The organism is Metabacillus flavus (assembly GCF_018283675.1).
Taxonomy (GTDB): Bacteria; Bacillota; Bacilli; order Bacillales; family Bacillaceae; genus Metabacillus_B; species Metabacillus_B flavus.
This window is the reverse complement of record NZ_JAGVRK010000001.1, coordinates 734,394-756,354: the sequence shown is the minus strand read 5'-3', so window position 1 is coordinate 756,354 and position 21,961 is coordinate 734,394. Positions and strand designations below refer to the sequence as shown.

At 42.0% G+C, this 21,961-nt stretch carries 22 protein-coding genes and 3 pseudogenes; 7 read left to right on the top strand and 18 right to left on the bottom strand.

Features of this window, described 5'->3' with window-relative positions; genetic code table 11:
• Positions 1 to 855: 855 nt before the first annotated feature.
• The gene (locus J9317_RS20755; RefSeq protein WP_284143251.1) at positions 856 to 981 is read right to left on the bottom strand and encodes a hypothetical protein; all 126 of its coding nucleotides are present in this window, start codon (positions 979 to 981) and stop codon (positions 856 to 858) included.
• A 349-nt stretch (positions 982 to 1,330) separates the two neighbouring features.
• Between J9317_RS20755 and J9317_RS03950 the strand changes: the two genes are divergently transcribed.
• From J9317_RS03950 to J9317_RS03940, 3 genes are all read left to right on the top strand, one after another.
• Positions 1,331 to 2,872: a BCCT family transporter gene (locus J9317_RS03950; protein ID WP_211556583.1), complete on the top strand. Its 1,542-nt coding sequence runs from the start codon at positions 1,331 to 1,333 to the stop codon at positions 2,870 to 2,872.
• A 201-nt stretch (positions 2,873 to 3,073) separates the two neighbouring features.
• On the top strand, positions 3,074 to 3,736 hold the full coding sequence (locus J9317_RS03945) for an O-methyltransferase (RefSeq protein ID WP_211556582.1): 663 nt from the start codon (positions 3,074 to 3,076) through the stop codon (positions 3,734 to 3,736).
• Positions 3,737 to 3,883: 147 nt separating this feature from the next.
• Positions 3,884 to 4,288: an ankyrin repeat domain-containing protein gene (locus J9317_RS03940; RefSeq protein ID WP_211556581.1), complete on the top strand. Its 405-nt coding sequence runs from the start codon at positions 3,884 to 3,886 to the stop codon at positions 4,286 to 4,288.
• 61 nt (positions 4,289 to 4,349) lie between these two features.
• On the opposite strand, the gene J9317_RS03935 is transcribed toward J9317_RS03940, so the two are convergent.
• Both J9317_RS03935 and J9317_RS03930 read right to left on the bottom strand, forming a co-directional pair.
• Positions 4,350 to 4,895: a GNAT family N-acetyltransferase gene (locus tag J9317_RS03935; RefSeq protein WP_211556580.1), complete on the bottom strand. Its 546-nt coding sequence runs from the start codon at positions 4,893 to 4,895 to the stop codon at positions 4,350 to 4,352.
• 34 nt (positions 4,896 to 4,929) lie between these two features.
• On the bottom strand, positions 4,930 to 5,493 hold the full coding sequence (locus J9317_RS03930; protein ID WP_211556579.1) for a hypothetical protein: 564 nt from the start codon (positions 5,491 to 5,493) through the stop codon (positions 4,930 to 4,932).
• A 750-nt stretch (positions 5,494 to 6,243) separates the two neighbouring features.
• Here J9317_RS03930 and J9317_RS03925 point away from each other — a divergent pair.
• Entirely contained in the window at positions 6,244 to 6,990 is a 747-nt protein-coding gene (locus J9317_RS03925) for an Ltp family lipoprotein (protein ID WP_211556578.1), read from the top strand.
• 191 nt (positions 6,991 to 7,181) lie between these two features.
• On the opposite strand, the gene J9317_RS03920 is transcribed toward J9317_RS03925, so the two are convergent.
• The 15 genes and pseudogenes from J9317_RS03920 to J9317_RS03855 all read right to left on the bottom strand — a co-directional run bounded on the left by J9317_RS03920 (position 7,182) and on the right by J9317_RS03855 (position 20,157).
• Entirely contained in the window at positions 7,182 to 7,625 is a 444-nt protein-coding gene (locus J9317_RS03920) for a toxin-antitoxin system YwqK family antitoxin (RefSeq protein WP_211556577.1), read from the bottom strand.
• Positions 7,626 to 8,225: 600 nt separating this feature from the next.
• Positions 8,226 to 8,393: pseudogene (locus tag J9317_RS03915) on the bottom strand (pre-toxin TG domain-containing protein); the annotation flags it as partial.
• A gap of 217 nt (positions 8,394 to 8,610) precedes the next feature.
• A complete protein-coding gene (locus J9317_RS03910; RefSeq protein WP_211556576.1) occupies positions 8,611 to 9,108 on the bottom strand; it encodes an Imm6 family immunity protein in 498 nt (165 codons plus the stop codon).
• A gap of 16 nt (positions 9,109 to 9,124) precedes the next feature.
• Complete coding sequence (locus tag J9317_RS20510) at positions 9,125 to 10,222, bottom strand: hypothetical protein (protein ID WP_249291985.1); 1,098 nt, start codon at positions 10,220 to 10,222, stop codon at positions 9,125 to 9,127.
• Between the two features lie 135 nt (positions 10,223 to 10,357).
• Positions 10,358 to 11,080, bottom strand: a pseudogene (locus J9317_RS21000) (T7SS effector LXG polymorphic toxin); the annotation flags it as partial.
• 681 nt (positions 11,081 to 11,761) lie between these two features.
• Positions 11,762 to 12,244: a DUF6985 domain-containing protein gene (locus J9317_RS03900; protein ID WP_211556574.1), complete on the bottom strand. Its 483-nt coding sequence runs from the start codon at positions 12,242 to 12,244 to the stop codon at positions 11,762 to 11,764.
• A 3-nt stretch (positions 12,245 to 12,247) separates the two neighbouring features.
• On the bottom strand, positions 12,248 to 13,669 hold the full coding sequence (locus tag J9317_RS20995) for a pre-toxin TG domain-containing protein (RefSeq protein ID WP_211556573.1): 1,422 nt from the start codon (positions 13,667 to 13,669) through the stop codon (positions 12,248 to 12,250).
• A 170-nt stretch (positions 13,670 to 13,839) separates the two neighbouring features.
• Complete coding sequence (gene imm47 / locus J9317_RS03890) at positions 13,840 to 14,637, bottom strand: Imm47 family immunity protein (protein WP_211556572.1); 798 nt, start codon at positions 14,635 to 14,637, stop codon at positions 13,840 to 13,842.
• A gap of 34 nt (positions 14,638 to 14,671) precedes the next feature.
• On the bottom strand, positions 14,672 to 16,756 hold the full coding sequence (locus J9317_RS03885; RefSeq protein ID WP_211556571.1) for a T7SS effector LXG polymorphic toxin: 2,085 nt from the start codon (positions 16,754 to 16,756) through the stop codon (positions 14,672 to 14,674).
• Positions 16,757 to 16,778: 22 nt separating this feature from the next.
• On the bottom strand, positions 16,779 to 17,045 hold the full coding sequence (locus J9317_RS03880; RefSeq protein ID WP_211556570.1) for a YwqI/YxiC family protein: 267 nt from the start codon (positions 17,043 to 17,045) through the stop codon (positions 16,779 to 16,781).
• The gene (locus J9317_RS03875; RefSeq protein WP_211556569.1) at positions 17,042 to 17,494 is read right to left on the bottom strand and encodes a YwqH-like family protein; all 453 of its coding nucleotides are present in this window, start codon (positions 17,492 to 17,494) and stop codon (positions 17,042 to 17,044) included. The genes J9317_RS03880 and J9317_RS03875 overlap by 4 nt, the downstream gene beginning before the upstream one ends.
• Positions 17,495 to 17,723: 229 nt before the next feature.
• Positions 17,724 to 18,128, bottom strand: a complete 405-nt coding sequence (locus J9317_RS03870) for a VOC family protein (RefSeq protein WP_211556568.1) — start codon at positions 18,126 to 18,128, stop codon at positions 17,724 to 17,726.
• A 28-nt stretch (positions 18,129 to 18,156) separates the two neighbouring features.
• Entirely contained in the window at positions 18,157 to 18,561 is a 405-nt protein-coding gene (locus tag J9317_RS03865; protein ID WP_211556567.1) for a YhfM domain-containing protein, read from the bottom strand.
• 141 nt (positions 18,562 to 18,702) lie between these two features.
• Positions 18,703 to 19,716 (bottom strand): carbohydrate kinase family protein, encoded by a 1,014-nt coding sequence (locus J9317_RS03860; protein ID WP_211556566.1) that lies wholly within the window; start codon positions 19,714 to 19,716, stop codon positions 18,703 to 18,705.
• Between the two features lie 93 nt (positions 19,717 to 19,809).
• A complete protein-coding gene (locus tag J9317_RS03855) occupies positions 19,810 to 20,157 on the bottom strand; it encodes a DoxX family protein (RefSeq protein ID WP_211556565.1) in 348 nt (115 codons plus the stop codon).
• A gap of 217 nt (positions 20,158 to 20,374) precedes the next feature.
• Here J9317_RS03855 and J9317_RS03850 point away from each other — a divergent pair, with 217 nt between their 5' ends.
• The 3 genes and pseudogenes from J9317_RS03850 to J9317_RS20990 all read left to right on the top strand — a co-directional run bounded on the left by J9317_RS03850 (position 20,375) and on the right by J9317_RS20990 (position 21,903).
• Positions 20,375 to 20,827, top strand: coding sequence for a DUF2269 family protein (locus J9317_RS03850; protein WP_211556564.1), 453 nt, complete (start codon positions 20,375 to 20,377; stop codon positions 20,825 to 20,827).
• A 90-nt stretch (positions 20,828 to 20,917) separates the two neighbouring features.
• The gene (locus J9317_RS03845) at positions 20,918 to 21,556 is read left to right on the top strand and encodes a YczE/YyaS/YitT family protein (RefSeq protein ID WP_211556563.1); all 639 of its coding nucleotides are present in this window, start codon (positions 20,918 to 20,920) and stop codon (positions 21,554 to 21,556) included.
• 96 nt (positions 21,557 to 21,652) lie between these two features.
• A pseudogene (locus tag J9317_RS20990) lies at positions 21,653 to 21,903 on the top strand (DUF3986 family protein).
• Positions 21,904 to 21,961 lie beyond the last annotated feature (58 nt).

The following is a 21,961-nucleotide window of genomic DNA, read 5'->3' as shown; positions in this document are numbered from 1 at the left end:
AGCTGACATGTATGGCAAAAGAGAACTCACGGCCATAAGGACACCCCCTGGAAAAATCAAGTAGCTCACTATAAATAATACCGGATAAATGATTATTTTTAAAGGGTTAGCTATACTTCATTAAACACCCGCTATTTCCTCGTAAATTCCCCTCTTACCGGCTCTTTTCCGTTTTTAAACTGAATTCTAATCGATTTGCCTGTCATGTTATCCGGACTGCTGCTCACTTGAAAATGAATGTGCGCCTCCGTCGAATTCCCGGAGTTTCCAAGGACTTGTCCCGTTTTCCTTCACGTACTTTGATGGAGTTTTTCATGAAGTGAGCCAGGATGCTGTGTTCTCCGTTCTTGTGCTTGATTTCCACGTAATTTCCTTCATCATGATCCGGATTCACCGGGTACATTATGTTTTATTCCATCAACGGTTTTTACGGCGGTTCCTTCTAATGGAACAGCCACTGGCTTGCCAAAAAACAAATGGATCACCGTGGTAGGTTTGTCCTTTTTTCATTTGCAGGAGATCGTAAGCGTAACACTGGCTTTCGTGTGCGTAATAGTAATTAATCAGGACATTCGTGCCGCCTGACCGGCATGCTGTATTTTTTTAGTATAGTATTTATCGGTTTGAGAATTAGGCTGAAGTGGTAATAGGTTTAAGCCGGCGATTGTCCAATCTGCCTGAACAATCACTTAGATCCCTTTGGTTTTCGTTTGATTCGTCCAGATATACTGCTTGTTTCCGCTTAAGGGTATGGTGGATTCCAAGCGGTATTTGCGTACCCCTTTGTTAAATTCCCGGCCTAAGTGCACAAATGCGTCCAGCAGGACTTCATCGCTTGTCTGTTTGTATATTTTTTCATATTCGGTTTGAGGAATAGTTTACCAAATTCAGACGAAAACTGGCCTCTGCAGGGCTTTGCTGAAATCCAGCGGCTATGATCAAAAGACTTCCTGCGAGCAATATTGCCATTAATTTTTTCATCTTCTTTGCCTCCTTTACATACCTTTTCGGCATGCTTGGATTTTCCTCTTCAAATTTTTAGTTTTTCCGACTAAATCACCATAAATTTGCAGAAGATAAAATAGGCAATCCATTGAATAACAGGAAAATATTATATAAAAATAAAAAAACCTCTCAAACTTTTTTCGGTTTTTTTTTGAAAGGGATACCATCGCCTTCATGGCAACGGTGACTTAGGGTTCATTGCAAGCGGTTTTGAGACGATAGCAAGGGGCTGCACTGGACATAGCCAAAAGTTATCGTTAGACTACACGGTGGCATAGTTCGGGCGGAATACCAATAAAATGGAAGGAGAGAAGAACTAGAACTTATGAAGAATTTTAGCTTTTCAAAGCATAGTGTATTTTTTATATCCGTTCTTTTAACACTGATTTTCATTGTTTGGGGTGGTTTTTTCACAGCCAGCTTCAACAAAATTACGACCACAGCTTATGACTTTGTTATTGAGTATCTTGGCTGGGTTTATATCGGAACTGCCTTTTTTCTCGTAATTTATGCGATTTACCTGTTATTTTCTAAATTCGGGCACATTAAGCTGGGAAAAGAGACGGACAAACCAGAATTTAAAACAGGCTCCTGGCTTGCGATGCTGTTTGGCGCAGGGATGGGAGTTGGAATTGTTTACTGGGGGGTTGCTGAACCTGTTACCCACTACACAAACCCGCCATACGGAGAAGGCTACACCGCTCAAGCAGCGAATACAGCTATGAAGTACTCCTTTTTCCACTGGGGATTACAGCCCTGGGGAATTTATACGGTCATAAGCCTCGCACTTGCTTATTTCCAGTTTAAAAAGGGTCTTCCTGCAGCCGTAAGCTCTGCTTTTTACCCTCTTTTAAAAGAAAAAATCTACGGTCCGATTGGAAAGACAATTGATATTCTTTCCGTATTCGCCACTGTTTTCGGAATTGCCACCTCTCTTGGACTAGGTGCCATGCAAATATCCGCAGGTATGCACTCCCTTATGGGTGTACCGGATAATGTATCGGTCCAATTAATCGTGATCGGAGTGGCTACACTTCTCTTTATTGTCTCCATCAGCACCGGATTGGAGAAGGGAATTCAGTACCTGTCCAACGCAGCGATTATCCTATCATTCCTGATCATGCTGCTTGTGCTGATCCTTGGACCTACACTGACTATTTTTGAAGTGTTCTTCAGCTCACTCGGAAGCTACGCAAGCGACTTTGTCAACATGAGTCTGCGGATCAGACCGTTTGGGGACAACACATGGATTGGAGATTGGACGCTATTCTATTGGGCATGGTGGATTGCCTGGTGTCCGTTTGTCGGAATGTTCATCGCCCGTATTTCAAAAGGGCGGACCGTTCGTGAATTCGTAATCGGTGTTCTCTTTGTTCCGGCGCTTGGAACATGTGTATGGTTCGCCATCTTCGGAGGAGCCGCTCTTGATATCATCCAGAACATGGGTCACCCAGAACTGGCTAAACAAATTGCGGACAACGTTTCACTTTCCATATTCAACTTCTTTGATTATTTGCCGGCAAGCTCCCTGCTGAGTGTCATTGGATTTGCTGTCGTAGCCATCTATTATATTACGGTTGCTGACACATCTTCATATGTCCTTGGCATGCTAAGCGAAAGAGGGAACTTGAACCCGAGCATCAAGATTAAAGTAACATGGGGAGTCATTCAATCTGCTTCTGCTGCTGTGCTTCTCTTAGCAGGCGGTCTTGAAGTTCTTCAAACCGCTTCCCTAGTGGCCGCTTTCCCATTCGCGATCGTCCTTCTTCTCATGTGCTGGTCATTGCAAAAAGCGATGAAGAGTGAAGTGGAAGAAGAAAGAAAGCTGAAGGCTAAAATGATGAAAGATCCTATAGAAACACGTTAACCTGGAGAGGGATGCTGAAAACGGCATCCCTCTTTTAATTAGGCGGTTTTCGCGAATGGGGGTTGGGGATGCCCTTTATACTTTTTGAACCAGATTATCAAGAACCACATCCCTGAAACTATTTAACAAACACCTCTCCCCCATATGGAAATATGATACAATCAATTTGTTTGAAAATTCTACTTTCAAGGAGAGAGGCCCATGAACCAAACAGAGCTTTGGAAAGATGTAGACCATTATTTCAGTACGAAACTCCATCCGGAAGATCCAATCATGGATGCCGTATTAAAAGCAAATTCAGATGCCAATCTGCCTGCCATCGATGTCTCTCCGAATCAAGGGAAATTCCTTCATCTACTCGCCAAGCTGAAAAGAGCAAAAAACATATTGGAAATTGGTACACTCGGCGGATACAGCAGTATTTGGCTTGCCCGTGCTTTGCCAGAGGATGGATACCTCACGACCCTGGAGTATGATCCAAGGCACGCAAAGGTTGCGGAGGAGAATATCCGTAATGCAGGCTTAGAGAAGAAAATTAATGTACTGGTCGGAGCAGCCCTTGATACATTGCCATCCTTAAAAGGAAAAGAGTTTGACTTCATTTTTATAGATGCTGATAAACCGAACAACCCTCATTATTTGAAATGGGCACTGGAGCTTTCCAAGCCCGGAGCGGTCATCATTGGGGATAACGTCGTTCGTGAAGGACAGGTGGCGGACGAAAACCACAAAGATGCCAGCGTAAAAGGCGTTCAGCAGTTTATTGACCTGCTGGCAGAAGACCCAAGGATCGATTCCACCGCCATTCAGACCGTCGGATCTAAAGGATATGACGGATTTGCATTAGGAATTGTGAAGGATTGAAAAATAAGCAGACCTTCATAGGGAGCTGCTTCCCTTTTATGTTAGACCATAATAGGGATTTATGTAAAAATACCCACTACTAAACTATTACGAATCTCTCCCGATATAGCTATTGTAAGAAACAAATATCGAAGGAGAGAACACAGCATGAATTTTGAAACAATCAGCACTTTTTTATCCGCAAACTCCTGGACTCTTGTTATGATCATAGCCATTGGACTATATACATTTGGAAAAAATAAAGAACCAAAAGAACCAAACAATATCCTGATTAATAGTATAATAAACAATAATGTAACAAGCCTAGCAGCGGCATTGGAAGCGAACCACGGACCCCACTCAAAAGCGGCATCCGGACATTCTGCACTGGAACTGGCCATCGCCAGAAATAATAAATACATGGTCGCCTACCTCATGAAATATGGAGCTGCTCCAAATGCAAAGGAAATAAGTGCTGCCATCAAACATAACAATAAAGACATCATCCAATTGGTAACAACAGGCGAACACACAGCTATTTTGAATGAGTATAACTTAGCTGGCTGCAGGTAAACAAAAGGGGCTTACTATAGCCCTTTTTTTGTTCGGAACTTGGCCATTTAAATGAAAAAAACTAAACCAAAACATCCCTAACCTTAAACCTCCAAATCATATGATCCAATCCCTCTCCCCAATAATCCCGCAGCCAATACTCCGGCTCCCCAAATCTTTTACTCCAGATCTGCTGTGCCTGGCCATAGCCGCTGTCCAGACAAAATTCTTCAAATCCCCGATTCCTCAATTCGGCAAACATAGCCTGCAGCATCCGGCTGCCAAGTCCATTCTTCTGATAATCCGGATCTACAAACACCGTGCCAACCTCCATCAGATCTTTATAAGTGCCGTTTGTACATTTACAAATGAGTTCACTTGCAGGACCAAATTCAATCGTGCCAATGACCTTGCCATCTTCTAATGCAGCTAAAAAAAATCGCTTTTCTCCATTCGTTTCAAAATCACTTTGAAGATAATATACTTTTTCAGCTATCTCGTCTTTTAAGTCCTCTTTTCTGTCGCCAATTCCTTCTTTAATGAAGGTATCGGTGATGACGCGGCTGAAGAATTGGTGCAGTTCGTTTGTCTGGGCTGGTACGGGTCTTTGGATGATGATATTTTTCATGGTTTGCCTCCGGTGTACAGTTTTTATTATACGTTTATGGATACCACGAAAGCTTTGTATCGCTATCCAATTGCTGCGTTTTAATTTCCGTACTTAAGTTATTGAACCAATTATGTAAAACCTCATCCTTGGCAAGCTTGGCATGAGCATCATCTTCCCTGATGATATGAGAAAACCATGCTTTCGTTGCCCACTCAAACTGCAGCTGGGCAAATGTAATTTCAGGTTGTCCAATTTCAGCAAAGTTTCCATTCACCGCAGACGCAACACTCGGCGCTTGCGGCAAAAGCTCATTTTCAATTCTTTCTTTAATCGCAGGATCTTCCAGCTCGTACCACATTACTAAATCTCCATCTTTTTGATAAAAAATATCGAAAGAAGGCTGTTCTCTCATTTCAACTAAAACAAAAGCACGATCGACTGAATTACCAGTGGCCCTGACTGAATTGACAAGAATATTCTGTGCAATTTCCACCCATAGGTTCATTGCCTCTTCTTCCGGTGACTCGACATATAACTCAGACTCCAGTTCAGAAGCGGCCGCTTCTTGATTATTTACCTCTTCCACTTTCTTAAAAAAGCGCTGAAAGAATCCCATATCATTCACATCCTCTAGCAGACTATGTTTTCGAAACTAATATTACTTATTCTAAAAATTATGATATCTTAAACACTGAACAATTGGAATGAATTTTACAGTTCCATAACTATCATACATGTTTGTATGCCAATCCATTGACTGTACTGAACGGCTTTTTACTGTGATGAATATAATAAATTTCTTTAAAAAGGTGCCTGTCACTTCACACGGACTTCTTTTGGAACCTTGGTATTTAATACTTTCTGTTTAACATAGTTGACGGCCTCTTTGGCTCTTGTCCCCATTTTGTTTGCAGCCGTTAGGGTATTTCGTAAGGCATCCTCTGTTCTCGATCCTACCCGGCTTCCTATCTGCTATTTGCATTGACGAGTTTGTCCTTCACATAGTTCGTGCTGTACGGAAATTTGCTGCCGAGCTTGCTGGAACGGTCGGACTGTGAAATAGGGACATCCTTGGAGGTCGCATTATCTCGGTTACTGTGGACGCCATCGAAGTAGCAATTGAACCCATTGTTACCATTCTTGGCCACCACCTTGACGGGACCCATAAAATGAACCTGTATCTTTAACGAAGGGACCCCAGAAGAGTTTAAACGGTTGAGCAAGGAAGGGATTCCGCTTAAACAGTTCATATCGGGGCAAGGATACTTTAATGTGGAAAAAGGTGAAAATCAAGGAAAATAAAAGCGTTACAAACGATGCAGGCATGATATACTAAATCAGTTAAATTAAGAAGGAGGCACACAACGTGCAAGCACAAGTAAAATCTAAAAAATCCTGGTATAAGAAATGGTGGGTATGGGCCATTATCTTTTTGATTGGTGCAGGGACTGTCGGCGGAGGACAAGAAGAACAACCGGAAGAAAAACCGGTGGCAGCGGAAGCAGAAGAGGTCGAAACAGAGCCAGCTGCAGTGGAAACGACGACTGAAGAGGTAGTCGTCGAGGAAACAGAACCGGCACCTGCAGAAGATGCAACAGAAGAGATAGCAGTCGAGGAAGCAGAAGAGATAGCAGTCGAGGAAGCGGAAGAGAGCAACGTTCCTGCCGAGCACGCCTCTGCACTCGATAAAGCAAAATCCTACGCAAGCACCATGGATATGTCAAAAAACTCCATATCCGACCAATTGACATCAGAGTACGGCGAAAAGTTCTCAAAAGAGGCAGCCGATTACGCTATAGAAAACCTAGAGCACGACTGGAATGCGAACGCACTCGCGAAAGCCCAATCGTATTCAGACACGATGTACATGTCCAAAGCAGGCATCTATGACCAGCTGACCTCAGACAGCGGCGAGAAATTCACGACGGAAGAAGCGAAATATGCCGTCGACAATTTAAAAGCGGACTACAAAGAAAATGCTTTAAAAAAAGCAAAAGATTATCAGTCCCAAATGAACATGTCCCCTGAATCCATAAGAGATCAGCTCACTTCTGAGTACGGGGAGAAGTTTACTAAAGAAGAAGCCGATTACGCGATACAAAAACTAAACTAATAAGATGAAATAAAGCACTCATGAGAGTGCTTTATTTGTTTCTTTAATGAATGCCCTCTTGTGTTCGATGGAGGCTGAAATCGCCTTTTCAATTCTCAGTTCCCGGATTTTGTATTTCTCATCGCCTCAATGGAATTTCAGCAGTCCATTTTTCTTGTTCTTTTTTAAATTCCCAATACTCATTATCTTCCTTACATGTTCCTATAGTTTAGTTCTATTTTTGCAGGTTCGGTTTCTTCTTCAATAATATTCCCCTTGCTATCATACTTTTTAAAAGACATTAATCTTCCGGAAACTCTATGCTCTTTTGATTTTATAACACCATTTTCAGAAAATTCTTTTTGCAAACCTTCCAAAGAGTTCTTTTCCAATCTTTTAATTTCCTTAATTTGGCCATTTGGAAAGAAATAAACCATTAAACCTTCTTTTATACCAGCTTTTACTTCATAATAATTTGCAATGTTCCCATTCTCGTATAGCTCATAAATAATACCAGTATATATATGTTCATTATTATTTTGATCGTATTTAACTATAAAGGAGTCATATTCATCTCCTCCGTAACTCAACTGATCGTTAAATACCAGCCCGTTATCAATAATATATTTTTTGTCATAAATTGTTTCGCCTTCCATTTGGCACCTCCGAAATTATATTAAATCCTTCTAATAAATAGGTACAGAGGACAAGATTTAAACAATCCCCTGCAAACCAAAATCAGGTCTTCTGACATGTTCGGATGGTGACAGACACTACTTTTGAATAAATGAATAACAATGGGAGCTGTCTCGTTAAAGTTATTGCATAGTTAACTTTCAAATTCTAACAATTCTTCATCAGTAAAATCACTACCATTGGCGATATGAAGCCTTTGGATAACTTTTATATTACCGCTTCCTTAATCCATTCATTCCTTCAAATAAAGCATCTCTTATCAAATCAGTATAATTCTCGTAACCATGCTGTTCTCTAAATATCTAAAACTTGTTGAAACTTTCCATCCACAATTATTGTTATTCCTTGTACTTTTTCTCCAGTTTTATCATTTTCAAATTCTTCAGTTAGCTTCGTTATTTTATCTTCATAACCATATGAATCCCCCCATTATCTCTTCACAGATAAATTTCCACCCGAATGATGATCGATCCAATATTTGTATCTATATGAATTCCCTCAGTAAAATCAATTGCGGTTTTCACAATGGCGGTCCCGCCTTTGATGGCGTGCTCGGCCTAGCCGATGACGGGGATGAAGCCAGCGACGGCCATGGCTCCGGAAGCAACACGTTCGACGTCTGAGAGATTGCGACCGGAGACCGGGTCGACTCCGGTTGCCGCGCGGACAGAGTCATAGTAGTCGTTGACTTCGCCTGTGAAGGTTTTGACGCCGTCCCATGTTTTCTCTTAATTTCCGAAGTGTATCTAACATAGTATCCCTCATTTACTCAATTATTTTTCCATTTCTTTAGATAAAACTTTCCTTTCCAGTAACCCTTATACCTGCTTTGACTTCAGCTGCAACGGCCTCTCATATTTACAGCGTTTTGTCCCATCCTTTTAAACTTCGTCCTCTAACAAAAAAACCCCCTGGTCATTACCAGGGGACTCCCAAGATAGATTCTCAAAAAAATGGTAAACTATCCTTTTTTATATTTTTCTCAGATACGTAACCGTTTTCTGATACATAACTAATTATATTATTAAGATTTTCCTTTTCAACTTGTCCAGATTCTATTGCGTTTTCACATAATGTTATCAAAGTTTCATCATCAATTATTTCAATGACTTGAGGAAGAAATCTCCTTCCCTCTTTGTTATATGCTTGGTATGTTGTATATGAAACCGCATCTAAAACGGAATACCACGCATACTGCTTTTGAGCGTCTTTTTCTTTGTTCGCAAACTCCGCTACATCTATATAATCTTCGCTGTCTATATAGTTGCATAATTCATCTCCACTAATATTTCCACCTTCAAGCCATTTCCAACTAGAATCTAATGCTTCTCTTCCAGTATTATACCCTGGTTCTTCTATAGCAAGACTATTAAACATTTTTTCCGCTATCACTAGTCCAACTGCTACCTTCTCTTCTGCTTTGAGGTTTTCAATAGAATTCATAATAATCATTCCTTATTCACTTTTTTATTTTAACAACATCTTTTGTGACACCGTTAAGAATCTCAAAAGACAAAGTATCTCTAGGATATGGTAGACCTGAATCTATTTCTGTAGATACCTTTATATTTAAATTTGGATACATATCAGTTAATTGCTTAAAAATTCCCCTCTCACCTATTGCAACAGGATCAAATAATCCTTTTGTACATTTATTACAAATTCCGTTGGGATTAGACTGGTGAATATAAAGTATTCCTTTCAACTCATGTGGCTCAATACCTGCTTTTTTTACAGAATCTTCGAAAGATGCTATTACACCTTCCTCTGCATGGTCCATAAACTGGGCGTGTCCTCTTATTGTTCTATTATATGGAGCTTTAATTTCCCGATCAGGGTATATTTCATCCAAACTTGGTAGCCCTGCTTCTTTTCTAACTTTTGGAGAACCCCCTTCAAAACTTAAATCTTCAAGTCCAGGTATATCAGTTTTTCCAATTGCAACTGTTTGTGTTTCTGGAACATTCCACTTTTTTCGCAAACCATCCAAATCTTCTTTTTTTGGCAAAAACTTATCACCGTACATAGCTTTGTTACTTGCCTTTACATTTTCACCTGAATCCATCCTCTGAATCATATCCCCAAGCTTTTGCTTCTCCCATTGAATCAGTGGCATGCCCGGACCGCCTGCTGTGCTATACACACGAGGTGTTGAAACCTCAATATCCAGCGCTCTCTTTTTAACCTGGTTCACAGCGTCCTTAGCTCTGGTCCCGATGGTGTTAACACTGTTTCGCATGCTGCGGAAGCCATCCTCCGTTCTGGATCCTATCCTGCTTCCGATCTGCCTTAGAGTATTGTTGGCGTTGGCGAGTTTGTCCTTCACATAATTCGTGCTGTACGGGAATTTGCTTCCGAGCTTTTGAAGTCCGCCCTTATCAATAATATGAGCCCCACCCCCAACAAGCCCCATCGTCAACCCATTCCATAGCGCATTCTGCCTTTGCTCCTCTGTCAGCTTGTTCCCGAACATATCCCGGCCGCTGCCGAATTCCCAGGCGCTGTTGGCGGTGTAGAGGCCGTAGATTCCTTTTTCAGTCTTGTTTAGAATGTCCATGGCTTTTGTGCTTTTGTAGGCGTCGAGCATATGGTTGGCTGTGTTTATGCCTTTGGCGGTTTTATAAATCCCGCTTCCGCCTTTGACGGCGCGGCCTGCCCAGCCGACGACGGGGATGAAGCCTGCCGCTGCCATGGCGCCTGCGGCTACGCGCTCGGCGTTGGAGAGCTTGCGGCCTGTGACGGGGTCTACGCCTGTCGTCGCCCGGACGGAGTCATAAAAGCCGCTGAATTCTCCGGCAAATGTTTTGACGCCGTCCCATGTTTTTTCATACCATGGTTTGTTCTTTTCGGCTTCGATTCGGGCCTTTTCCGCTTCGATTTTGGCTTTTTCTGCGGCGATTTCGTCGCGGATTTTCTGGGCTTCCTCTTGCTGCTTTTGGTAGGCTTCGATGGATTCCTGTACGTTTTTCCGGACCTCGTGGATGGGGTCGGCCTGATAGGTTTTGACGTTGAAATTCATAGGCTGGACGGAACCGCTTTTGGCGGTGGCGTTCATGATAGCCATATAGCCTTGCTGGACGACTCCGATGGTACTGGACTGAGCCGTGTAGGTTTCCTTATAGGAGGTATCAAGATTCTCTACAGCCGTAACCGTTTCACTTCTTTTCGTGTCCGCTTTTTTCATATTGGTGTCGAAGGATTCTGTGGAGAAAGCGGTGAGGGAAATCAGATCGTGAATAGGTTTAAAAATCTCCTCGAGATCGCTGTGCTGCGTTTCGACCATCGTTTTACTGTTTTTTGAACCTGTTTCGAGCCCTTCCTTAAGAAAGGGGATGGCGACTTTAGTCGATTCGGCAAGGTTGTAATCCTCTGCCCATTTCGGAACGTCACTGTAAAAATCAGTAACGGCCTGGATGAATTTTTTCCAGTCCGTGACCAGGTCGATTTAGGCCTCCTTGGAACATACTCCCCTTTAAAACATGATCATTAGGAAATGAAGTCCCTTACGGATACAGAATCAAGGAAGGAACTAAATGTCCTCTTCCAAATATTTCTCATTTATGTAAACAACCCTTTATATGAACTGCATGAATGTTACTAAAACAAAATTTCTTCAATCAAACTCCATTTATGCTATCTTTATAAACTCTTAGACCTATGCAATGGATAGAATCCATTTAGAACTGGATAAATTTCTAGGTCAGTAAACTCCACGGGAGCTCAGGACGAGGTTCTTGTGCCCTTGTCCTCACCGCAAATGCATAATGTATATACAAAAAGAAAAGCCCCGCAGAGAATTTCTCTCTTCAGAGCTTTCCTAAAGCGTGGGACAAGGAACCAGTCCCTTTGTCCCTGCTTGCTGTTTTAGTGGGCCTTGATTCCTTATATTCTACGTTTTTCCAAACTTCGTGAATTTTGTCGACTTGGTGGTTTTTGACGTTGAAATTTATTGGATAGAATGACCTGTTTTTTTGCTACGGGGAAAATAATTGAAGTTTTAAAAAGTGCCAGCCACTTCCCAAGTTCGTCGTTTGTCGGGTGGTGACAGGCACTTTTTAAAAATTTTATTTTTGGCTATATCTTCAGAAGAAAAAGTTCATATAAGTATATCTTGGGCTCCAACTTCTTCTATAGATTCGTTTACAAATTTTATACCCAAGCCAAGTTCAATATCCCAGGAACAATCACAAATAAAGCCAGCTTCCCTTCTATCTTCATCAAATATCATGGGGAAAAATATCTGCTTAGGAACCACCAAATTTCCAAGTTCTTCAACACTGTTTATATTTGGAGCTAATTTATCCGCATCCGTTCCAAACTGTTCTCGGTAAGAAAGAACATGCTCTTGGTAATAATTAAACACCGATTTCTCCGCATCATTTACTCTTTTGTTTAAGTCTTTCATAAACTCTGTATATGAGTGTTCTTGCTCAACCTCAAAATCCCCATCTTCTTCAGCATCTATTACTATTTCGATAAGTTGAATTTTACCAAACATCTCTAATTCAAAGTCTTTCTTTCTCCATCCATGTCTAAAAGTAATTTTTCCAAATACCTCATGATTTATTTCTTCACTCATCTTTTAATCCTCCTCAAAAATGTTCATCTGGATTAATTTCTTTATTTCCCCTACACCACCAAGGTGGCCAAATTTACTATTAATTACAGTAGGTACTAGCTGCATTGATTTCATATCATTTAACTCATGCCAAGTTAACTTCAATTCTTTCCTCATTTTCACAATTTCTTTTCTTGTGACACCCAATTCCTTAGCAAGTTTGTTGTCGGCTTCTCTAAAATTAATAGACCTATCCGTTGTCATATTTGGAATTTCAATTTCATGTTTAGTAACAGGTGAGAAATCCGGGATGGCATTTGAATAGTTTACTCCTTCTTCTCCAACATTTGCTAAGATTTCTTGTGCCTCATTATTTTCTGAGATGAATTTTGATTCTCCTCTTTCCCCTGTCCATGCACCATTATTAAGAGGAGTTTGTCCAAGTCTTTCTTTATAAGTACTTTGAGGAATTCTAATTTCCGATTTCTCAATTTCCTTAGAGGTACGAAGATTCTCTATACTCATTTTATCAGAAACCGGTCTGGCAATTACATCTCCAAACCTTTTATTTTCCATTGCAACTAAAGGGATTCTAATTCCATTTGCATCCATACTATAAACTCGTATAGCTGTTGGTACTTTTAAATCTGCTGCCTTCTGACCAAACTTGCTTAACGAGTCCTGAACCCTAGAACCAACCCTACTCCCAATCTGCTTCAACGATTCCTGTGCCTTAGCCACCTTATCTCTCACAAATGCCGTACTATGTGGTGCTTTGTTAGCTAGTTTCGATAGTCCGCCCTTATCAATAATATGAGCTCCACCCCCAACTAACCCCATCGTCAACCCATTCCAAAGCGCATTCTGCCTTTGCTCCTCCGTCAGCTTGTTCCCGAACATATCCCGGCCGCTGCCGAATTCCCACGCACTGTTGGCGGTGTAGAGGCCGTAGATTCCTTTTTCGGTCTTGTTTAGAATGTCCATGGCTTTTGTGCTTTTGTAGGCGTCGAGCATATGGTTGGCCGTGTTCATGCCTTTGGCGGTTTTATAGATCGCGCTTCCGCCTTTGACGGCGCGGCCTGCCCAGCCGACGACGGGGATGAAGCCGGCGGCTGCCATGGCGCCTGCAGCTACGCGTTCGGCGTTGGAGAGCTTGCGGCCGGTGATGGGGTCGACACCTGTGGTCGCCCGGACGGAGTCGTAATAGCCGCTGAATTCTCCGGCAAACGTTTTGACGCCGTCCCATGTTTTCTCGTACCATGGTTTGTTCTTTTCGGCTTCGATGCGGGCCTTTTCCGCTTCGATTTTGGCTTTTTCTGCGGCAATTTGGTCGCGGATTTTCTGGGCTTCTTCTTGCTGCTTTTGGTAGGCTTCGATGGATTCCTGTACGTTTTTCCGGACCTCGTGGGTGGGGTCGGCCTGATAGGTATTGATGTTGAAATTCATGGGCTGGACCGAACCGCTTATGGCGGTAGGGAATATAATTAAGGTTTAAAAAAGCGCCTATCACATCCCGAATTGGACATGTTTCGGGTGGTGACAGGCACTTTTTATCTTATAGTATTTTTCTGGACACACAGGTTCTTTATTTGGAACAATCCATAGTATTTTAGCTCTTAATTTATTTTATTCCCATAAAAATATTTTTCCCCAGTTTCCCATTCTAGATTTGAAAGTGTCTTAACATAATTGATTAATTCTTTATATTTAGCATCATTTATTACTAAAGAATAATAAACTGGACAACGTAATCCACTCCATATAGATAACAAAGAGGGAATTACATGTGTGTTTAATGGACTTTCAGATCTTAATGAGATAATGGATTTTTCTACTAAATTTCTGGCTAAATCCCCAGGAAACACTGGTTTCAAATAGTAATAATATTTATCCCTGTTAATGGACTTTATAGTATTATAATACAGCTCTCCAATTTCCTCGACGGTTGCATCTTCGCCTATTTCATCAGTGTAATCAAGCATAATATCTAGACTGTTTCTGATCGTTTCCTCTACACTTGTATCTTCCCATTCCTCAAGAAGAGCTAATAAGTATGGAATTACATGATAAGATAATGTGTATACCGCACTAGAGGCGAAAGTGTCAGCATTTTTTTCAGAAACATTTGAAAGAAACAATAAGTTCTCACTATTTAAAAGATCTTTATGAGATGAAACAGAACAAAATAATTTAATACAGAAGTTTAAAACCTCTTCATCTTTTGCTGTATTCAATAGATCAATAAGCAACTGTTTGGATTCAAAATCTCCTAGTTTTAATAGCTCAGCTATAATTATCATACATTCTATTTCATTTGTAATTTGAGGAAGTGTATTTTTCAAGGAATTAATATCTCGACTAGTACTCTGTTCTCCGTACCAAATGCTATTTAACACATCAATTTCTCTTTTCAAAAGTAAACCTCCCTCCTTTTTATCATCTCACAATTTATCTTAGATCGTTATCTCTTTGCCATTTTAAAACTTTATTCTGAAAAACAGTCGCCTCAGTATGGTTGGGATTGTTCCCAAATATGAATACTCCCCCTTCGGTCTGATGAATCTTTAATATTTTGGCATTTTCTTTTCCATATCCTTGAGTGTGATAAAAACTTAAATCTAAGCCAGAAAGTTTATCACTTTTGATAGTTGATTCACCTGTAAATTTAATATTTGAGGATACATTTTCTCCACCAAAAGCTAAACCTTGTACATGATGACCTTTTTCTAATAAACCGCTATTTGCTAAAGAGTTGTATTCTTCACGAGCAGCTTTAAGTTCATTTCCTTTAACAAGAGTTGACTCATCCGGGTTAGGAAACCATTCACTTTTACTCTCATATAATCCTATTGCTTGTTCATAATGTGGCCCGTATACATCTGCCCCGGTTATTTCCACACTATCCTTAAAACCTATATCCTCATCAGTTTGACTGTAAATTGCATCTTTTTCATCTTTCACTTTTCTACTTTCTATTATACCAGATTGCCGCTCTGGAATAATATCACTAAGCTTCCTACTTTCCATACCAAGGACTTTCAATGTTTCACCAGTTGAAGAGGCTACTTTTCTTACAACCACAACTGGTAAATCCACTTTACCTATCTCTCTACCAACTACTTTAAGTGACTCTTTAGCAGTAGTTCCTAAATCTGATAGCGTTTGATGAGTTTTATTTCCTACCTGCTTCCCAATCTGCTTCAACGATTCCTGTGCCTTAGCCACCTTATCTCTCACAAATGCCGTACTATGTGGTGCTTTGTTGGCTAGTTTCGATAACCCGCCCTTATCAATAATATGAGCTCCACCCCCAACTAACCCCATCGTCAACCCATTCCATAGCGCATTCTGCCTTTGCTCTTCCGTCAGCTTGTTCCCGAACATATCCCGGCCGCTGCCGAATTCCCAGGCGCTGTTAGCGGTGTAGAGGCCATAGATTCCTTTTTCGGTCTTGTTTAGAATGTCCATGGCTTTTGTGCCTTTGTAGGCGTCGAGCATATGGTTGGCTGTGTTTATGCCTTTGGCGGTTTTATAGATCGCGCTTCCGCCTTTGACGGCGCGGCCTGCCCAGCCGACGACGGGGATGAAGCCGGCGGCTGCCATGGCGCCTGCGGCTACTCGCTCGGCGTTGGAGAGCTTGCGGCCTGTGACGGGGTCTACGCCTGTCGTCGCCCGGACGGAGTCATAATAGCCGCTGAATTCTCCGGCAAATGTTTTGACGCCGTCCCACGTTTTTTCGTACCATGGCTTGTTCTTTTCGGCTTCAATGCGGGCCTTTTCCGCTTCGATTTTGGCTTTTTCTGCGGCGATTTCGTCGCGGATTTTCTGGGCTTCTTCTTGCTGCTTTTGGTAGGCTTCGATGGATTCCTGTACGTTTTTCCGGACCTCGTGGATGGGGTCGGCCTGATAGGTTTTGACGTTGAAATTCATAGGCTGGACGGAACCGCTTTTGGCGGTGGCGTTCATGATAGCCATATAGCCTTGCTGGACGACTCCGATGGTACTGGACTGAGCCGTGTAGGTTTCCTTATAGGAGGTATCAAGATTCTCTACAGCCGTAACCGTTTCACTTCTTTTCGTGTCCGCTTTTTTCATATTGGTGTCGAAGGATTCTGTGGAGAAAGCGGTGAGGGAAATCAGATCGTGAATAGGTTTAAAAATCTCCTCGAGATCGCTGTGCTGCGTTTCAACCATCGTTTTACTGTTTTTTGAACCTGTTTCGAGTCCTTCCTCAAGAAAGGGGATGGCGACTTTAGTCGATTCGGCAAGGTTGTAATCCTCTGCCCATTTCGGAACGTCGCTGTAAAAATCAGTCACGGCCTGGATGAATTTTTTCCAGTCCTTGACCAGATCTATTTGGGCCTGGTAAAAGCTTTTAATGTTGTCGGCGCCTTTGCCCTTAAATTCGGTATTATCGACAAGTGCTTTGAACGTATTTTCAAGGGTAATCAGCTTATCTTCAAGGTCTTTATACTGCTTCGTCCTTGATTCAATGGCCGTGGCTAACGAGTCTGATTCATATAATTTGGTCATCCGTCACGCTGCCTCTCTTTACTTATTTCATTGTGATGGCTTCATCCTGCTCTCTCAAATAATTCACGTTGTCTTCGGTGTCTTCAATATTTTTAAGAACCGCTTTGACGTATTCATCGGCAAACGTATGGATTTGCTCCTCTTTTTCAAGCCACACCTTCGTAAACTTAAGGTCATTTTCTCCAAGGGACTCAGCGGAGGGCGAATCGATTTTGATTTCGCTCAGCGCTTTTTTCATATCGGCCAGCTGCTTCATAACCTCCGCATGGTCAAGCTTAATGTCCGTCATGAGAACACCTTCTTCGTCAGGCTTTCAATATCATTTCCGATTGAAGCCAATTTCTTTTGGGCACTTTCCAGCGTGTCATCAACGGCTCTTAAACCTTCTTCAATCGAAGACGCAAAGGCCATCGCCATCTTTAAATCATTCAGCTGATCTTGCAATCTCTTTATTTCACTGCTGATTTTTTCTTGATATTCATCGTAATCCTTGCTGAAGACTCTCTCCATGTCCTTAAAGGCCGCTTCACGTGAGTCATCAAAATCGTTTGCACGCGGACCCTTCCACTCATTGGCAAGCTCAGGCTGCTGAATGGTCTTGATCTCCCTTTGCCCCTGATCCTGCTCCTTTGAAAGATCACTGTTTGCTTTTTGAAGCTTTCTGATTTTTTCCTCTAAGCCTTCAATTCCGCCGCTGATGTACGATTGGGCGCTATTGAGCGTTCCCCATAAATCCATCTTCATTCACCTCGAAAACTAATTATTTTCGCCAAAATACCACATTCATCTACTTTTAATTTTATCATTTTTTACCATATACCCCAATTGGAAGAAAGTCCTCATCTTATTTCCGTGAAAAACAATAAATGAGTGATATTAACTAGTTTAATTGGGGTGATTATTAAAAAGTGTAAGAATAATCACCTATAAAAAACAGCCCCGGAATGGAATCCAAGGCTGCCTCTAGTTATCCTTTATAATCACAAAGTTCGATAATCTGCCCATGTGTGTGGGCGGGATTCATATATATGAGCCTTCTTCCGAAAGGGTTAGTTCGGTATGTATCCTTCAAGAAGGTCATTCCACGGGCTTCATAATCAACGATGGCGTTGTCCAAATCATCTACCTCGTAAGCCAGGTGATGGACCCCCCTTCCCTTTTGCCGAATGAACCGGTCGATGGGTGAGGTTTTGCTGGTCGGTTCCAGAAGTTCGATAACCTGGTTATCTAGATGGATAACCGCAATATGGGTTTCCACTCCTGGTTTTTCGCTCGTATATCGTTCGACCATTTTGCCGCCGAGGATTTCAGTATAAAATTCAATTGCTTCATCTATTCTCCTGACAGCGATGCCGGTGTGATCGAGTTTCATGATTCAAGTCCTCCTCACGATTCTATGCCTATTGTACAATGAAAAGAGCGATATCGTCCTGCTTTCCTTTCATTAGCTCTATTAAATCTACCGAGTTTTCTTTTGATAGTTGAACATAGCTGCTCCCTTGAATAAGGGAAAGTCGTTGGTTATCTGCATTCATCCATACATTATAGAAAACCGGTTCGGCTTTGTTCTTTTGGAAACCAAGTCGATACTGAGGCGAACTGGTCATTTCTACCTTTGCTTGCTTCCAATCCGCCTGATCAATGATGTGTTTCATCCTCTTTACCATTTTGGGATCAGAAACTTGCCGATTGTCCTCATGTTCAGGTCCCTGAACGATCACAATTAGTTTTTCTTCGGAGCATGCCGCACACAGGATAAACAGAAAGATTACTGCTATAGCAAAAACTGGTTTTGTACGTCTCATATTCTTCCCCCTTTTTTTAATTGACGGATAGTTTGAAAGAAAGGTTACGAAGATCTCGCTGCTCTTCCAGCTTCATCAAGCCCTTCCCAATCCCCATAAAAAAAGAAGCGGAATATCCAGCTTCTCATTAACCAGTAAAAATTATCTTTTATTATTTGATGTGTCCGTTAGAACGGATGGCCGCTGCGTATCGATGAATGCCAGGACCTGTTCTCTGCCAGGTGCCGATTCAATGGCTCCTTTAACCGAGGCAGCGAGGGCTCCACACGCATTGGCAAAGGTGAGCAGCTGTTCATGGTGGGTTTGCAGCGTTTGGATGAGACTGTCCGGTTTTGTCTCAAGGCTCAGCAGTTCGCTTAACAAGCCTCCGATAAACGCATCTCCTGCGCCAGTCGTATCCTCGACGGTTACTTTAAAGCCGGGATCATCAAAACTCGAGCCTTCTTTTAAATAAATTGCCGCCCCATCGCCGCCTTTTGTATAAACAACGGCTTTAACGTGGCCGCACAGCAGGGATTGAATGGCTTTGTTTTCATCTGCAATACCGGTGACAAATTCCAGCTCCTCGCTCGATACTTTAATAAGGTCGGCAAGCGGAACGAAATCCAGAATCGTTTCCCGGCAGCTCGCTTCGTCGGGCCAGAGAGGAATTCGGACATTCAAGTCAAAGCAGACCGTGCCGTTTGCCTTTCGAATATCTTCAATCACATTTATATGCGTCTGTTTGATGGGGCTTTCCACTAAATCTACTGAACAAAAGTGGAGAAAGTCCCCTTCCTGAAACTGAACACGGGCAACCTCCTCAGGCTCCAGCAGCAAATCCGCCGCATTTTTCCGGTAAAAGGTAAAGCTCCGTTCTCCATCCTGGTCAACGGATACGAAGGCAAGCCCGGTCTCGCCTTCGTCGGTCCTTACAATATGAGAAACATCGACTCCGTTCACAGACATCACGTCCATCAGAAAATCGCCGAAGTGGTCATTAGCCATTTTGGTCAGCATCACAGATTGCCCGCCGTATTTCGCAACGGCAATAGCTGCATTCATCGGAGCACCACCGGCCGCTTTTTCAAATCCCCCGACTTCCTTTAAGGCTTTGTTTTTTTGAAGAGGGATAAAATCAATCAGTGTTTCTCCGATGCAGTAAACTTTTTTCATCGTGTCACCCGTTCTTTTGCTTTTACCCCATCATATCCTAATTTCATTTCGGTGAACATGAAAAACCCCTCATGCCAAGAGGGGCTTTTTCCATTAAAAATTCCCGCTGTTCAAATACAGAAGAAACGCTGAAAGAAGCAGCAGCACGACTGGAACCGTAAACTTCGAGCCCGCGTCCTTTACTTTCATGTGGGTCACAACCGCTCCGAGCATCGTTAATGTCGCAAGCAGCGAGCCCCATGCCGTCAGCTGATCGTTCCAGTACCCGGCGAGCAGGAGAATTCCTGCCGCAGCTTCGACAATCCCCGTTACAATTTTGAACCATTGCGGATAGCCGTAGCGGGTAAACTCACCGTTCATCTTTGAACCAAATTTGTTAAAGCTGAAGAAAAGGAAAGCCAAACCTAATAAAATTTGAAGAATAAAGGCAACTGTACCCATCTTTACTTCCTCCTCGCTTTGTAATGACCCTCATATATGTCAGGAAGACTGAGTTACAGTATTATATATTCCTGGTATTTTGCATTTAGTCTTGTTTCAAAAGATAAATATTCCAAGTTTATTTTTATGTTACAAATTGTAAATTTTGTAATTTATTAAATATTACGGATTATATTTTAGTATTATTATCCTATCATTATTATAGGAGGAAAGGTTTATGACCATCTATGGAATTATTGTTCTTATTCATGTAATTGCCGCTGTGTGCGGACTCGGGGCAACCTTCGCCCTTCCGATTCTAATGAACAGGCCTAAGACCGCTGCACAAGCGCATTTTGCCATTCATGTGAATGCAGGCATTGAGAAACTCGCCAAAATCGGAAGCATCACCCTTCTTGTCACCGGAATTGTATTAGGTATTCTCAACCCTGTTCTCTTCACAAAAATATGGTTTATTGCCTCTCTCATTATCTATGTGGCCGTGCAGCCAATTGCTGCCGGCATTCTTCCGAAACGGATTGCCGAACAAAAAGCCATCCTTGAGAGCCATTCCGGAGAAGATCTGCCGGAATCCTATCATCAAATCGGGAATAGCATGGCCCCTTATAACGGATTTCTTCACTCCGCTGCCATCATCTTAATCGCCCTGATGGTGCTGAAGCCGTTTTAACTCCTCTCATTAAAAAACTTAATTTTCCGTTTATTTTTCTCCTTAAGTGGCGTATAGTCAAATTTAAACACGCAAAAAAGGGGAAGGCAGATGCGGTACAGTTACAGATTGATTATTTTCCTTATAGGATTGACGATTTTCAGCTACGGAATCGCTATGGCTATTCAGGTTCAATATTTGGGTGTCAGCCCTTGGGATATGCTGAATATCGCATTAAAGGACCGGTTCGGTTTAACCATCGGAACATGGACGATTCTTGTCGGACTTTTTCTCATAGGCTGTTCCCTGTTTATCGGTCGGAAGTACATTAACATCGGTACTCTGTTGAATGCCGTCCTGGTCGGAGTGATGGTTGATGCCTTTTTATTCATCGGTTTTCTCCCCAGCCCGTCCAGCCTTCCTGCAGATATAGGGATCCTGCTCCTGGCCATAATTACAATGGGAGTCGGCGGCGGCATGTATTCCGCTGCCGGTATTGGCGCCGGCCCGAGGGATGGATTCATGCTTTCCCTGTCTGATAAAACGGGGATTTCCATTAGCCGGGTCAGAATCCTGATTGAATGTCTTGTGGTGGTGATCGGCTTAGTCATCGGAGGACCGGTTTTTATCTTCACTTTCATCTATCCGTTTATCCAAAGTCCAATCTATGAGCGATCATACGTTTTCTGTTCAAAGTGGATTATGCAGAGGGCGGGAACCATGAAGGAAACGAAAGAAATGACGGGATAGTTAGAGACTCCATTATGGGGTCTTTATTTTGTTGAAAATATTCTGGAGGTGGCAAGGCTGTTAAAGCATATTGAGAAATAGTAATTTTTTAATGATCTGCACTTAGGTTATTACAAAAATGGTTTTGATTTAGAAGCTATTGCTTTTAAAAGCAATCACAAGAAATTTGGGACATCTTCTTTGATTTTGAGCAAAACGATTTGAAATATACTGTCCAAGATAGCGAATTATCATTTGAACACTTCGGCACAAAAATTTTTTCAGTTGAAATGAAGGAACTTGATTATGATCCCGGCGCAAAGCAATTTGAACAGTGGTTATTCAGCCAAAAAATAGTTCCAAAATAAATAAGGGATTCATACAGGCTTCCATTAATCATTAAATTTCAATTAAGATAGCCTATTT